The 14,549-nt window shown below is 40.1% G+C and carries 13 protein-coding genes; 3 read left to right on the top strand and 10 right to left on the bottom strand.

The window, feature by feature from the left end:
- Window positions 1–14 precede the first annotated feature (14 nt).
- Both citG and UFO1_RS23280 read right to left on the bottom strand, forming a co-directional pair.
- Window positions 15–1,382: a triphosphoribosyl-dephospho-CoA synthase CitG gene (gene citG / locus UFO1_RS23285; RefSeq protein WP_038674593.1), complete on the bottom strand. Its 1,368-nt coding sequence runs from the start codon at window positions 1,380–1,382 to the stop codon at window positions 15–17.
- 22 nt (window positions 1,383–1,404) lie between these two features.
- Complete coding sequence (locus tag UFO1_RS23280) at window positions 1,405–2,130, bottom strand: nuclease-related domain-containing protein (protein WP_038674591.1); 726 nt, start codon at window positions 2,128–2,130, stop codon at window positions 1,405–1,407.
- 228 nt (window positions 2,131–2,358) lie between these two features.
- Between UFO1_RS23280 and UFO1_RS23275 the strand changes: the two genes are divergently transcribed.
- Entirely contained in the window at window positions 2,359–3,333 is a 975-nt protein-coding gene (locus UFO1_RS23275; protein ID WP_038674589.1) for an alpha/beta hydrolase, read from the top strand.
- Window positions 3,334–3,483: 150 nt separating this feature from the next.
- Complete coding sequence (gene dapB / locus UFO1_RS23270; RefSeq protein ID WP_038674587.1) at window positions 3,484–4,299, top strand: 4-hydroxy-tetrahydrodipicolinate reductase; 816 nt, start codon at window positions 3,484–3,486, stop codon at window positions 4,297–4,299.
- 127 nt (window positions 4,300–4,426) lie between these two features.
- Here dapB and UFO1_RS23265 read toward each other — a convergent pair whose 3' ends face one another.
- Entirely contained in the window at window positions 4,427–5,056 is a 630-nt protein-coding gene (locus UFO1_RS23265) for a TrkA C-terminal domain-containing protein (RefSeq protein WP_038674586.1), read from the bottom strand.
- Window positions 5,057–5,348: 292 nt separating this feature from the next.
- On the opposite strand from UFO1_RS23265, the gene UFO1_RS23260 reads away from it, so the two are divergent.
- Entirely contained in the window at window positions 5,349–5,570 is a 222-nt protein-coding gene (locus tag UFO1_RS23260; protein WP_038674585.1) for a hypothetical protein, read from the top strand.
- A gap of 147 nt (window positions 5,571–5,717) precedes the next feature.
- Here UFO1_RS23260 and garR read toward each other — a convergent pair whose 3' ends face one another.
- From garR to UFO1_RS23225, 7 genes are all read right to left on the bottom strand, one after another.
- Window positions 5,718–6,602, bottom strand: a complete 885-nt coding sequence (gene garR, locus UFO1_RS23255; RefSeq protein WP_038674583.1) for a 2-hydroxy-3-oxopropionate reductase — start codon at window positions 6,600–6,602, stop codon at window positions 5,718–5,720.
- Between the two features lie 51 nt (window positions 6,603–6,653).
- Window positions 6,654–8,009, bottom strand: coding sequence for a glucarate dehydratase (gudD, locus tag UFO1_RS23250; RefSeq protein ID WP_038674581.1), 1,356 nt, complete (start codon window positions 8,007–8,009; stop codon window positions 6,654–6,656).
- 61 nt (window positions 8,010–8,070) lie between these two features.
- Window positions 8,071–8,985 (bottom strand): 4-hydroxy-tetrahydrodipicolinate synthase, encoded by a 915-nt coding sequence (dapA, locus tag UFO1_RS23245; RefSeq protein WP_038674579.1) that lies wholly within the window; start codon window positions 8,983–8,985, stop codon window positions 8,071–8,073.
- A gap of 25 nt (window positions 8,986–9,010) precedes the next feature.
- On the bottom strand, window positions 9,011–10,417 hold the full coding sequence (locus UFO1_RS23240) for an enolase C-terminal domain-like protein (protein ID WP_038674577.1): 1,407 nt from the start codon (window positions 10,415–10,417) through the stop codon (window positions 9,011–9,013).
- Window positions 10,418–10,436: 19 nt separating this feature from the next.
- Entirely contained in the window at window positions 10,437–11,810 is a 1,374-nt protein-coding gene (locus UFO1_RS23235) for an MFS transporter (protein ID WP_038674576.1), read from the bottom strand.
- A 550-nt stretch (window positions 11,811–12,360) separates the two neighbouring features.
- Complete coding sequence (locus UFO1_RS23230; RefSeq protein WP_038674575.1) at window positions 12,361–13,128, bottom strand: IclR family transcriptional regulator; 768 nt, start codon at window positions 13,126–13,128, stop codon at window positions 12,361–12,363.
- Window positions 13,129–13,302: 174 nt separating this feature from the next.
- Window positions 13,303–14,385 carry an iron-containing alcohol dehydrogenase family protein gene (locus UFO1_RS23225; RefSeq protein WP_038674574.1) on the bottom strand — a complete coding sequence of 361 codons (1,083 nt, stop codon included), beginning with the start codon at window positions 14,383–14,385 and terminating at the stop codon, window positions 13,303–13,305.
- Window positions 14,386–14,549 lie beyond the last annotated feature (164 nt).

The following is a 14,549-nucleotide window of genomic DNA, read 5'->3' as shown; positions in this document are numbered from 1 at the left end:
CCTTTTGAGCCCGCTCATGATAAACAATGCAAGAACCAGGTCACAGCCAGTAAATCAGCTACACCACCTGGACTAACATTTTGTAAGATAAATTCTTTATCCAAAGCCGCACACATGGCCTTCCCTTCCATCGTTGCTAGGCTTCCTGCCTCTAGGACCCTTTGAGCCTGCTCAGGTACCCATACTCTCATTTTATCGGGATGATGGCGATGCATAACGGTAGTATCCTCTACACAAGTCATAAGTACCAGCAAGGTGTGTAATAAGGCATCATTTACCGATAACCCTTTTTGCAAAGCTTCTCTTAGCGCAGGTAAACCTCTCTCTTTGACAGATGGCAGCCCCTCTGCTAATTCTCCACGAATTCCCGTAATACCATGGTGAATATATAACCGTTCCCCTGCCGTTAATTCATTAGGATTCTTATTCGCTGCACTCTCTAGCTCTTTTTCTACAATCCCAGCTACCATGATAGCTGCACTTGATAAAACCGTCTCAGTCGTTACTGAGCGAGCCCGCCCCATTATCCAGCCAACTGTCCCTGTCATAATACCAAGCAAGAACATTAACCCTTTTTGGGTATTCACCCCCTGCGTGGCATAGAGCATGGCCTCCTCACCTTCTAAGCCAATTATCCTTAGTACAGGCAATAATTCTTCGATTGGACCTTCATGGAGTAAACCCGCCTGGGCACATCTTGCCATAGGCAAACCAAGAGCAGCCGAACTTGCCATAAAGCTATAGAAATCCATATCCTGATGAGCACCACTATTCACTCGATCCACTAAACCTGGAGATGGTGTACAGGTTACCTCATATAGCATGGCCTCTACAGCTTTGGCCCCTATACTTTGGGCGATCGGACTAATCAATCTGCTTTCATAAGCCTTGAATTGATTCTCCATTTTAGTGACCGCCTGCTGTAAATCCTCCTGCCTATGTCTTCCTTCCCGCCTACATACCACAAACTCTCCACCGCAAACGAAACAACCTCGACTTTGCCCTGCTTCGCGACGTGATAATAAAGAACCCTTTTCGTCAAACACATCAATATCCAGCAATCTAGCAAATGGTTGACTCTCTTCTATCTTCACGGCAGCCTTTTTAACTAGCCGCCCTTCTTTATCAATTGCCATTAAAGCCTCGGGACCGGTAATCAAATTCACCCGTTCCTCTGCCGCAATAGTAAACATTTTTTTTATTTCTTCCAGTCCATAATCCCGAAGGCGTCTGAGCAATGGCGTGTCCTTTACTGCCCCGGGCATATTAATTGTAATACTAACGAGTATTCCACCGTGCTTTTCTGTAAATGCTTTTTGCCTACTATAGCGAGCTTCTTTTGCTGCTAGAACATCTTCTAATGTAACCTCTTGCTTTGTCATTTATAACACTCCATTTAGCCAACTACTTATTCTGTAAGGTAGTTATAATCTCTACTACTTTGTTAATTAGGGTTTTATTCAAATATTGACGATTTTTATAGGTCAAAATATGATGAGTCAACCGTTTATCAGGAAGTAATATGGGAACACTGCTGTTATGCACCTTCACATGTACCGCATCGTTAGTAAACAAAACAATGCCTTCCACCCAAACGTTAATGCCTTGTTCTTTTAGAAATTTGGAAAGCTTATAGACCTGACCCTTTACCTGTTTTACCGGATTCGCCATTTTTTTAGAATACTTTCCGCCACCTCGGCCTACTTTATACTGTGTCCATTCAGAATCTACTGCATCCCCTACGATACTACCATTATGATTTTTAACCTCTACAACATAGATTCCTTTCATTCCTACGATAATGAGATCGGTTTCTTGGCTGTAATTCTGATAAGAAATACTCACATTCGTAAATACATGATAATCATCTGGCAGATGTAATGCTTCTACTAACCCTAGACGTTCTCCCCGCGCACCAAAACGAAAAATAACTCCTCGCCTTATATAATAACTAGATAGAATCATAAATATAGTGACGGGTACAAAGTAAAACCAACTAATCACTTGTACCTTATGCACAAATACCAAATATAGAGATACAAATACTAGCACTAGCATCAAAACACCAGCCATTAGACTCCGGTTGGCCTTACTACTTATATTATTTCTTCCTTTATAAAATTGAGCCATTCCTTTTTCTCCCCTATTCTATACATCTCATTTTGTGCATCGGTTATTTATAAAATCTAAATTTTACAAATTTTTTCTTCCAAATATACTTTATTCTGTTTATAACACAAAAAAACCTCCATACATTGAGATGTTTTCTTCCTTACAATTTTTTTCAAAGGACAGAAGTATAGCCCTTTCCCTTTTTCTACAATATAATAAATGTAACAACTATCGGAGGCTCGTTCCATGTATGAAGATATCACATTAAAAATATATAAGCGTAAAATTCATCGCCAAATGGTCTTGATCCTTAGCATTATACTGGTTTTTGTCATCAACGTTGCCGGTTTATTTGCCGGTGCTGTCTTTTACAATGAATTTTGCGTGTTAAATACCCGTACTAGCTTAGAGCGTTTTAATCCATTAAAAACAAAACTTGAGAATGGACTCAAAACAAAAAAGTGGCAACAAGTTACCATTCCCTCCTCTTTCGGTTATGATTTAAAAGGAACGTATATTCCTAATGCCGTTCCCTCCGATAAAACGATAATACTTGTACATGGCATTGCTGCCAATCGTTTAATGGGCTTATGGTATAGCAATATTTATTTAGATGCGGGTTATAACATCCTCATTTATGATTCACGGGCTCATGGAGAGAGTGGCGGTAACTCTGTAACCTGGGGGTTTTATGAAAAATTTGATCTTGATGAATGGGTACGTTTTGTAGCCCACATGCACCCGAATGGCATTATTGGTGTACATGGAATATCCATGGGGGGGGCAACTGCTCTCATGCATGCTGAACTCAATGAATTTTCAAAGCAAGTAGCCTTCTATGTTGTTGATAGTGCCTATAGTGACTTAGAAAATTTATTGACAAAGCAAATCAGCTCCATCGTAGATTCTAACAACTTTGTTTGGGTTAAAATCCTATTAAAGTACTCTAGTGTAGTCGCGTACATGCAATCTCATTTTCGTTATGGCCAAGTATCGCCAATTCGCTCTATACAAACAGTAACTACACCCATCTTATACTTGCACGGGGAAGCAGATGCCCTCGTACCTGTTAACATGACACGTCAACTCTATGCTACCACAAAAGGTTATCGTGAAATTCATACCTTTCCCAATGTAGGACACGCTATGGCTATTTTTGAGCGCCGCACAGAATACCAGCAAACCGTAACTGACTTTATTGAAACCGCTACAAAGCAATGATTGTACGTTTTTAAAAACGTAGCATATTTTTATTATTTCCACCATAAACTAGAAATAATTATATTTTTTGGTAATTATAAGGATATTCATTGACTATCTAACAACCCAATGTTAAGATAAGATTGTTAGTAGAGGAATGGAGGCGGCAAAGTGAAGATTGCATTAGTAGGATTGGGTAGAACGGGAAAAATAGTGGCCGAATATCTACTTCAGCAAGGCGTGCTCAGCATGGTACTATGTAGGCCAAATAGTATTAATGCGCATAAAGACATTGGTGAACTGCTAGATTTAAAAGATACAGGAATTATCGTAGAAACAAGCGACCATTTGGAAAGTAAATTATTTCAGTGCCAGCCAGATATCTTAATTGATTTTTCCTGTACTAGTTTTTTGGCAGATAATATTCATATCATAGAAAAGTGCGGCGTAAGTGTAATTACAGCGGTAACAGGTTATGAAGCAATCGAGCTTGAGAAACTCAAAAATGTAGCCCAAAGAGGTAATATCGGCATTGTTGTAGCCCCCAACATTACCTATGGAGTAAATGTACTACTTGCAATGACAGAAATTATGGCGGAATTAATGAGTGATTATGATTTCGATATTTATGAAGAACACCATAAATACAAAAAAGATAGTCCGTCAGGGACTGCTAAAAAAATCGCAGATAAAATCCAAGAAACCTTAGTTCTTAATGAAAAAATTCCAATACACGCTATTCGAGCAGGTGGCATTGTCGGCAAGCATAAGGTGATTGTTTCTGGAGAGTTTGACCAAATCGAAGTATCTCACCAATCTTACTCTAGAAAAGCATTTGCCCAAGGTGCTTATAAGGTAGCTTTGTTCCTTTTCGGTAAAACAGGTTTTTATGAGATGAGCGATGTTTTTGAGCAGGAAAAAGAGAAAAGAAGGCACATCTTGGCTGCTCATAAAATCAAGGAAGATATTAGGTTAAACTTAGCGTAACTATATAAGAAAAGACTGGGCTTGTGCCAAGTCCTCAGACGCAGGCAGAAGCCTTAGTCGTTCTTACTTGGAATCAAGAGAGTGTTATACTTTCTGATTCCGTAAAATAGAAAATCACATGAATTGATCATGTGATTTTTTTATTTCTCTCGACGAACTGCGTCGCCTTCTGCAGTATATTACTTTTTCCTACAATAATCAGGCGATCATCCGGTTCAATAATGGCAGCTGGGCCAGGGGATATGTCAATTTTTCGGTCACGCCGAATCGCTACAATGGTCGCGCCAGTACTTTGCCAAAATTTTATATCCGCAACGGATCTTCCCACTAAATGAGAATCAAAGGGAACTTTTATTTCGATTGGATTATAAGGATTTAGATTCTTCAATCGGTCAGAATAGCCAACAATTTCACTAAAGATTTCTTGCAACCTTTTATCAATTACCAACTTCTGCGTTAGTAATGCTTCTAATTCTTGTTTTAGAGAGTAAACAGATTGCATACTTTTGTGATGTGTAATGAAAGGATAGGCTTCCTCAATGGATAGTACGACAACTTCTTTCCCTTGTGAAACGGAAACAATATTTGCATCCTTTAGTAAAGCAATGGCCTTTCGTATTGTCTCAGATGACACATTATAGTGACTAGCCAGTAAGGTCCGACCAGAAATTCTTGACCCTACGGGAAACTCGTTATTTACAATTCTTTGCGCTATATCAAGGGCTATAGAGTGATACATGGGGAAAGCAGACGGCATAATGTTCCTCCAAATTCAGCTACAATTATTTCTTTTATATTAGACGAAAGTAACAGAATTAGCAACTGCTTGCCCTGGTTTTCTTGCATCAAAGAATGTCATGTTGTTTACCCATAACTCCGTTTTTTTTAAGATAGAATCAAACTTTACTATTTTTTTACTTTTTTGGGTTTTCTATATCTTTAGATGGAGGTACAAAGTCCTGGAACATGTTATTCTACAATTAGTTGTTGAATTTTTTCTAAAAGATGCGGCTGCGAGCTAGTATAGCTGCTTCAAGGAGGACCGTACCATGAAAGAGCCCACAAAATCATCCCTTATGGCTGATAACATTGATCGGATTTTAGAGCAGCTCAAACAGGCTGATTTAAACCATTTGGATACTTCCGATTTAGTTAAAGAACTAGAAACGATAATGCTTCAGTTTCTTAATCATAGACTTATCAATTCTGACGTTGCCTTAACCAATAAAAATCCATATTCTAGATGTGGAACCTTAGATCGAAGGTCCTAACGATAAAATAACGAATCCCCAGGAAAGTTAAACTTTACATGAGTATTCGCATTCTTATACATATTACAACAAACTCTCTAGCATCATTTCAATCTCTATAAATTTTTTAGAACCTCTTATCTTACGATAAGAGGTTCTACTGCTAAATTAGCGTTTAACTTCCACTTTAGCCATTTTTTCATAATATCGAACCAAACTGCAATGATCTGCATCTCCCATATCGTCCACCTTGAGAGCTTGCATCATTTCCATGACAGCTGCTGTCAGAGGCAATGGAACCCCCATATCGTGAGAAGTTTCCAAGGCATTATTCAAATCTTTAATGTGAAGGTTAACACGGAACCCAGGATCAAATTTACGATCCATCACCAGTGGCGCTTTTGCATCAAGCACTGTGCTTCCTGCCAAACCACCACGGATTGCTTGGTATACTAACTCTGGCTCTACCCCAGCCTTGCTGGCTAGGACCAAAGCTTCCGACATAGCAGCAATATTCAGAGCAACAATCACTTGATTTGCAAGCTTAGTGACATTTCCTGCCCCTATTTCTCCGGTGCGCACAACAGAACCAGCCATGGCTTTCATAACAGGATAGCATTTATCAAACACTTCTTGCTTGCCACCAACCATAACAGACATGGTACCATCAATGGCTTTAGGTTCGCCACCACTTACAGGAGCATCTAACATTTCTACACCCTTTTCAGCAAGCTTTGCAGAGAGTTCGCGACTTACCAACGGAGCGATAGAACTCATATCAATGAAAACAGTACCTTCTTTTGCTCCCTCAAGTAATCCATTTTCGCCTAATACTACTTCTTTTACATGAGGTGAGTTGGGTAACATGGTAATAATAATATCAGCTTGCTCTGCCACAGTTTTTGCTGTTGGTGCACTCTTAGCTCCTGCAGCTACCACTTCGTCAACTGCACTTTGGTTTCTATCTACAACAATGAGATCATAACCAGCCTTCAATAAATTTTTGCTCATAGGTTTTCCCATAATTCCAAGTCCAATAAATCCAATTTTCATCTTGATCTACTCCTTTGATTTCAATTTAATTGTAAATGCTTTTACATATACCTAGCGAACTAGACAAGGGCGTTTATTATCAAACTTCCAGTTTGGAATCAAGTACTGCATTGCCATTGCATCATCCCGTGCACCTAGGCAATTCTCTACGTACAGTTTGTGCGCTTTCTCAACCTGCACCATATCTATTTCGACCCCAAGGCCCGGCTTGTCAGGAACAGCTACCATTCCACCAACTATTTTAAACGGCTCTTTGGTCAAACGTTCTTGACCTTCTTGCCAGATCCAGTGAGTATCTAACGCTGCAATTTTTCCTGGAGCGGCAGCTCCTACATGAGTAAACATGGCTAAGGAAATGTCAAAATGATTGTTAGAGTGGGATCCCCAGGTCAATCCCCATTCATGACACATTTGGGCAACACGTACGGAACCCTGCATGGTCCAAAAGTGAGGATCGGCTAAAGGAATGTCTACTGAATGCAACTGGATTGTATGCCCCATCTGACGCCAATCCGTGGCGATCATATTCGTGGCCGTTGGCAATCCTGTTGCCCGACGGAATTCAGCCATGATTTCCCGCCCAGAATAACCATTTTCGGCTCCACATGGATCTTCAGCGTAGGCTAATACATGCTGTTTGTTACTGCACAATCTGATTGCTTCGTCTAATGACCATGCACCATTCGGATCAATGGTAATTCGTGCATTAGGGAAACGCTGGGCCAAAGCGGTAACCGCGGCTATTTCTTCTTCTCCTGGCAGCGCGCCACCTTTTAGTTTAAAGTCGTTAAAGCCGTAGAGCTCGTGAGCCGCTTCCGCCAACCGCACGACAGTTTCTGGAGCCAGCGCCTCTTCGTGGCGTAAACGATACCAGTCATTTGCAGCATTTGGATTACTTAAATATGGTAAATCTGTTTTGGTACGATCACCAACATAGAATAGGTATCCCAGCATTTCTACAGCCTTACGTTGCTGGCCCTGACCAAGCAATGCCGCTACTGGAACTTCAAGGAACTTACCAAGCAGATCGAGTAAAGCAGCTTCTAGTGCTGTGACAACATGAATTGTGATCCGTAAATCGAAAGTTTGCAGCCCCCGCCCAGCGGAATCTCTCTCTGCGAAACTCTGCCGCACCGCATTAAGGATGTTGTTGTAATTCCCAATGGATTTACCAAGAACCAATTCTCTTGCATCCTCCAGCGTTTGACGAATGCGTTCTCCTCCAGGAATCTCACCAACGCCGGTGTTGCCTACATTGTCTTTGAGAATTACAATGTTACGGGTAAAAAAGGGACTATGTGCACCACTGAGATTTAAGAGCATACTATCTTGACCTGCAACAGGAATGACCTGCATTTCAGTAATAATCGGTGTAGACGAACTACCTTGTTTTTTGTTCAGTTCCATATTACTCACTCCTAGTTATCATAATCTTGTCTTTGGACTATTCTGTCCTAACAATTATGCATTATTTCAACAAGCCCATTTCTATCAGCACCTTAGAAAGTTGCTCTCTTTCACTATGGGTCATGGGACCTGCTGGGTCCATACAAGGTCCCGCTTCAATCCCCAGTAAGGTTAATGACTCCTTAATCACTGCCGGGAAGGTCCCAATGGTAAAGGCAATCCTGAGAGGCGCTAGAGCAAACTGGGCTTTGAGAGCTCCTTCTAAATCGCCAGCCATATATTTTTCATAGATGTCAGCACACAGCCTTGGCGCTACGTTTGCACAAGATGCAATGGAACCAGTAGCACCATATAAAAGGGCTCCATAGATAAGAGTATCTCTCCCCATAAGCACGGAGAAATCCTTCCTGCCTTGGGTCAAACGTATATATTCAGCGGTTAAGGTCAAGTCACCACTGGAATCCTTAATACTCACAATATTGGGTATCTCAGCTAACTTAGCTACAGTTGCAGGCGCAAGGTTAACTGCAGTCTTAGGAGGATTGTTATAGAGAATTACGGGAAGAGACGTACTTGCCGCAATATCCTTAAAATGTTTATATAACTGATCTTGATTCGGAGTGACAAACATGGGCGTTAAAACAGACACGGCATCTACTTTGCATTCCTCTGCCATTTGAGTAAGCATGATGCTCTCCCGGGTAGTGATCCCATTTGTACCTGCATAAACTGGCACCCTACCTTTTGTCTCGTCCATGGTAACCAGCAAAATTTCCCGTTTTTCTTCAGGAGTCAACCCATAAAATTCTCCCGTAGTTCCTGTGACAAATAATCCGTGTACACCACCGTCAATCAGATAATTAATCAACTTACGCATGGCTTTTTCGTTAAATTTTTCTTCAGCCGTAAGAGGAGTTATCACCGCTGGTATAATTCCTTTTGGTGTAAAACCTGCTTTATTTTCTGTTATCTTCATTTATTTTTCCTCTCCTTAGTTCTATTTAACGTACCATACTAGGACGTTTGGGATCATACTTCCAACCAGGTATTAAATATTGCATAGCCATGGCATCATCCCGAGCGCCCTGACCAATTTTGTTATATAGTTGATTTGCTTTCTCGATTTGCTCCATATCAATTTCTACGCCAAGACCTGGTTTTTTCGGTACTTCTATCAATCCATCTACAATTTGGAAAGGTTCTTTCGTCAAATTTTCCTGACCTTCCTGCCAAATCCAGTGGGTATCAATCGCCGTAATATTACCTGGAGCAGCAGCTGCTACATGGGTAAACATGGCTAGAGAAATATCAAAATGATTATTGGAGTGGGAACCCCACGTCAAGCCCCATTCATTACATAGCTGTGCAACTCGTACTGAACCCTGCATCGTCCAAAAATGAGGATCAGCCAAGATAATATCGACAGCATGCAGATTCGCTGAGTGTCCCAATTGCCGCCAATCAGTAGCAATCATATTTGTCGCAGTAGGCATACCAGTCGCACGTCTAAACTCTGCCATAATCTCCCGACCGGAATAACCATTTTCAGGACCACAAGGATCCTCCGCATATGCCATTACATTGTGCTTGTTACGGCACAAGTTGATCGATTCTTCTAAAGACCAAGCACCATTAGGATCAAGAGTGATCCGTGCCTCAGGGAAACGTTTCGCAAGTGCAGCCACTGCTTCCATTTCCTCAGCACCGCTCATTACGCCGCCTTTTAATTTAAAATCTTTAACACCGTAGCGTGCAGTTGTTGCTTCGGCAAGGCGTACAACTGCTTCGGGCGTTAGCGCTGCTTCATGACGCAAACGCAGCCAATCATCTTTTTCATTCGAATTACTAAGGTAAGGCAGATCTGTTTTTTTAAGGTCACCGACGTAAAATAAATAAGCTAGAGTTCTTACAGCATCACGTTGCTGTCCACTACCTAGTAATGCTGCTACTGGCACATTTAGGAACTGTCCTAATAAATCCAGCAATGGAGCTTCTATTCCTGTAAGCACATTGTCAGCACGCAAATTGATTTCGTGTGGCTGTTTTAACACCGCTTCTTCCGCTGCAGAGGTTACTTTATGCACCGTTGATTGGGGGCCGGCTGTACTTTTTCCTAATAAATTTTGCCTTATATTATTGAGAATATTGTTATAGAGACCTATGGATTGCCCCACTACAAGTGATTCGGCTTTTTCTAGTGTCCGAAGGATGCTTTCCCCTCCTGGAACCTCACCTACGCCCGTATGTCCTAGGCTATCTTTAAGTATGACTATTGTTCTGGTGAAAAAGGGGCCATGTGCACCGCACAGATTTAGTAGCATGCTATCATGTCCTGCAACAGGAATTACTTTCATTTCTGTAATAATCGGAGTACCTGTATAAGCACCGTTGTTTACCTGAGTAGTCATATTTTAAAAGAGCCTCCTTTTATTTAAGTTCAACACGTTTTATTTCTCCAACAACAAACAGGTAGCTGACTATGGCAATAAAAGCATGTACAACAACATAGATTAGCGCACCATTAAACGATCCTGTTGATTGAATAATATAGCCAATAGCAATTGGCGTCGTGATACTTGAGAGATTACCGCAAGTGTTTAAGAGTCCTCCACTCAAGCCAGCAATTTGTTTTGGCGCCGTATCCGAGTTAACCGCCCAGCCAAGTGCACCAAGACCTTTTCCGAAGAAAGCTAAAGCCATGATAGCAATAATCATCCAATGAATATCTACATAGTTACAAGCAAGCATACTCATGGACAATAACATACCAAGTACGATGGGCACCTTCCTTGCAACCGTAAGGGAATAACCCTTTTTAAGCAAGAAATCAGATATAACACCACCCAGAATACCGCCTAAAAAACCGAATATAGCTGGTACGGATGCAGCAAAACCGGCTTTCAAGATTGTCATTCCGCGAGCCTGTACTAGATAGACTGGAAACCAAGTAATGAAGAAATAGGTAATGGCATTGATGCAATATTGAGCAACATAGATGCCTACCATCATACGATTTCTCAGCAATTCTTTTATATAGTGCATATTAGGTCCTTCTTGCTTAGCGACATCCTTTTTCTCTTGATCTACATCGCACTGCATATTAGACCCTTCTTGCTTACAAACATCTTTTTGGGATTGATCCATATCAACCAAGCCGCCACCTTGTTCAATATACTCAATCTCAGCCTTATTAATCATTGGATGATCCTTAGGGTTATGAATCAACTTATTCCATACTAACGTAAAAGCGATTCCCAATCCGCCCATGACTACAAATACATAATGCCAACCAAAATTGTGAATAAGCCATCCCATCAGCGGTGCAAAAAATACAGTGGCCGCATATTGGGCCGAATTAAAAATAGCGGAAGCAGTACCACGCTCTGATGCAGGAAACCAAGCTGCAACAATCCGGCTATTTGCCGGGAAAGAAGGTGCCTCAGCAGCTCCAACCATAAACCGCAACGCAAACAACGTTATAATTGCTGTGGCTCCAGTAAGAAAACCAACGAAGCCTTGAAATAGGGTAAATAAAGACCAGAAAAAAATGCTATATGCATATACCTTTTTTGAGCCAAAGCGATCTAAGAAATATCCTCCAGGCAACTGAAAAACAACATAGGACCAACCGAAAGCTGAAAAGATATAACCCATTGATATCGAATCCATGTTTAATTCTTTTGCTATCGCTGGACCAGCAAGTGAAATAGTGGCACGATCGGCATAATTGATTATGGTAATAAAGAATAAAACGGCTACGACGATCCAACGGACATTACTTTTTTTTATAGAATCTTTCATAATATATCCTCCTTATAATTTAACTTCTTAGTAGCGCTTCCATTAAGCTTATTTTGATATCTAAGAGACAACTTCCGCTAACGGATAAAATAGTAATAAGGTAACTGTCTGCCCCCCCATTCTCTTACGTTTCTTCATATATTTCCCAATTGGAGATAACCATCAATAAAATTTTCTCAACCACATTTCATTCCATTTTTGATATTTTTATTTCATATATTGAAATTGTATTTCTTTTTTAATAGTATTCTATTCATTATATTAATATTCCTTCTATTTTTCGCAAATAAATTTATTTTTCTAAATATAAATAATAATATCGACAAATCTGACTCTTATCTCGACACAATGATATATATAAGAAAAGACTTGGCTTAGGCCAAGTCCTCAGACGCAGGCAGAAGCCTTAGTCGTTCTTACTTGGAATCAAGGAAGTGTTATACTTTCTGATTCCGTAAAAGAAAATAAAGCACTCTTTGAGATCTTCAAAGAGTGCTTTGTTCTTAATCATACTTTTAAATTACAACGGAAACATTCGCTTCCCCTACTGTCACCAACCGCCTCTTGAACCCATTCTAGCTGACAATCGGTTGGCATAATCAATCAATATAGGTACGTATTCCATTAGTTTTTCTACCGAATACATGCTGGTAGGCCCCGAGATACTGATACCTGCAATGATTTTTCCTGTTGCATCATAAAGGGGAGCAGCGATGCAGTTAATCCCATTATTCCACTCCTCTAGATCCACTGCATACCCTTGTAAGCTTACTTTTTCAATTTCTTTTAAGAAAGTATCAGCATCAGTGATTGTATTTAGCGTATAGCGATTGACATCGCGCTTAAAAACTTCACTTACCACTTCTGGGGTCTTACAAACTAAGACTTTTCCTAAGGCAGTACAGTAAATAGGGCGACGCATTCCAATATGAAAATAGCCATATGTGCAATAGGGCGTCTCGGCTCTCGCAACATAGATGACCTCATTATCATCAAGCACTGCTAAATTCACATTCAACTTTAGGTTATTTGATAATTCTTCAAGATAAGGGAGACAAATTCGCCTAATTTCCATCGAGTTGAGAACAATACCCTCATATTTTAGAAAACCACGCCCCAAAGAATAGCTTACTTCGTGTTGTTCAATTAAATTAAACTCTTTTAATGTATTTAATAAACGATAAGCAGTTGGTTGGTTAATTCCCGTGATTGCACTAATATCTTTTAAGCGCAGTCTCGGATTCTCATAAGAAAAGCAATTCAGTATTGTAATTGCCTTTGTAATGCTATTATTTAGCAATTCTTTATTAACAGCCATTATTATCACTCCAAATTTCACATGTTAGCTACGTAATTCATTATTTCGATATAATTCATTATTATATGAAATAATCCTGCATTCTAAAAGTAGTTAACTAAAAATAATATGTTTTCATTTCATTTTTTACTGAGTGATAATACTATATTTACATCATATTTAGTTAATGACACTTCAAACTTGAGCCGCCAAACTATCAACTCGCTTTATTGCATTAATTACCATCTCTTTGGATACTTCAAATGGCATACAAGCCATAGCTGTTGCTTTAGAGGAAGCTTCAGCTATAATTTCTAATTCCTCTTTTGATAAACTAGCAATTTGTCTTAAAGTGGTCGGGATTTTGCAGCGATTCGCCAGCTTTATTTCTTCCAGTATTTCTTGATCCGACTTCTCCTCTAGTGCTAAGAGGCATAAGTTCCCATATCCTACAATGAGTCCGTGAGCAACACTATGGGATTTAGGCACTTTAGTGAATCCGTTATAAATCGCATGTGCCGCAGCATTACGCAGTTTTTCTCCGCCATAAATAGATGACATGCCCGCAAATAAAACAATAGCGTCTACTGTTGCATCCAACGCCGTACTATGTCTCTTATTTTCTGCCGATTCCAGTGCATCCTTACCAAAATGTTTTATTATATCGTAACAAATCTGACCATTTGAAACAGCTGCCATTGTTAAACTTGTTGGTTTCATGCGCGATGCTGCAGCACGCAATTCATACATTTTTGCTAGTGTATCGCCGATACCGGCAGCTAACCAAGAAGATGGGGCACCAAGAATGACTGTAGTATCAATAATGGTTGCCACTGGACACTCTGTTAGAAAAAGATTGTCGGCAAATTGACCCTTTTCATCGTACAGTACTGTTAAGGGTGTTATCGCCGCACAAGTGGCAGCAATGGTGGGAACGGTAACTATAGGCAAAAGGCATTTAGCTGCTACAGCCTTTCCTGTATCAAGCGCCTTTCCACCACCAGCAGCTAAAATGAAATCCGCCTTACCTGCCATAGCCCTATCAGCTAAATTCTCAATATTAGCTCGTGAACATTCACCGCCATACCAATCAGTAGCAATTACATCAATGTTGAAGTCCGCCATTTGTTTTTGGATGATTTCCTGCGTTTTGTCCAGTGCTGTCTTCCCACCTAAAATATAAACTCTTTTTCCCAATGTGTTACAATACTCTCCTATACACAGCAAGGCATCTGCACCACGAAACATTTTCCCAGGGAAAGGCAATTGAGTATTCATGTAAATTTCCTCTCCTTCATTTTTAATTAGTACCTATGCTCATAGATAGGTTACTATGCTATACCTACTATTTTGCAAATATTGTACCAATCTTCAAAAACAGAATCCGTCCTCTAGATCGTTAATAAATAAAATATATACTGTTTTTATTTCGTTTAACTCAA

It is taken from the genome of Pelosinus sp. UFO1 (assembly GCF_000725345.1).
Classification (GTDB): Bacteria; Bacillota; Negativicutes; order DSM-13327; family DSM-13327; genus Pelosinus.
Note: the sequence above shows the minus strand (reverse complement) of the source record. Positions and strands in the feature narration are given on the sequence as shown.

Bases quoted from the DNA above. Each gene is read 5' to 3' on its own strand.
- citG (WP_038674593.1), bottom strand. From the start codon at position 1,382: ATGACAAAGCAAGAGGTTACATTAGAAGATGTTCTAGCAGCAAAAGAA.
- UFO1_RS23280 (WP_038674591.1), bottom strand. From the start codon at position 2,130: ATGGCTCAATTTTATAAAGGAAGAAATAATATAAGTAGTAAGGCCAAC.
- UFO1_RS23275 (WP_038674589.1), top strand. From the start codon at position 2,359: ATGTATGAAGATATCACATTAAAAATATATAAGCGTAAAATTCATCGC.
- UFO1_RS23265 (WP_038674586.1), bottom strand. From the start codon at position 5,056: ATGCCGTCTGCTTTCCCCATGTATCACTCTATAGCCCTTGATATAGCG.
- UFO1_RS23260 (WP_038674585.1), top strand. From the start codon at position 5,349: ATGAAAGAGCCCACAAAATCATCCCTTATGGCTGATAACATTGATCGG.
- garR (WP_038674583.1), bottom strand. From the start codon at position 6,602: ATGAAAATTGGATTTATTGGACTTGGAATTATGGGAAAACCTATGAGC.
- gudD (WP_038674581.1), bottom strand. From the start codon at position 8,009: ATGGAACTGAACAAAAAACAAGGTAGTTCGTCTACACCGATTATTACT.
- dapA (WP_038674579.1), bottom strand. From the start codon at position 8,985: ATGAAGATAACAGAAAATAAAGCAGGTTTTACACCAAAAGGAATTATA.
- UFO1_RS23240 (WP_038674577.1), bottom strand. From the start codon at position 10,417: ATGACTACTCAGGTAAACAACGGTGCTTATACAGGTACTCCGATTATT.
- UFO1_RS23235 (WP_038674576.1), bottom strand. From the start codon at position 11,810: ATGAAAGATTCTATAAAAAAAAGTAATGTCCGTTGGATCGTCGTAGCC.
- UFO1_RS23230 (WP_038674575.1), bottom strand. From the start codon at position 13,128: ATGGCTGTTAATAAAGAATTGCTAAATAATAGCATTACAAAGGCAATT.
- UFO1_RS23225 (WP_038674574.1), bottom strand. From the start codon at position 14,385: ATGAATACTCAATTGCCTTTCCCTGGGAAAATGTTTCGTGGTGCAGAT.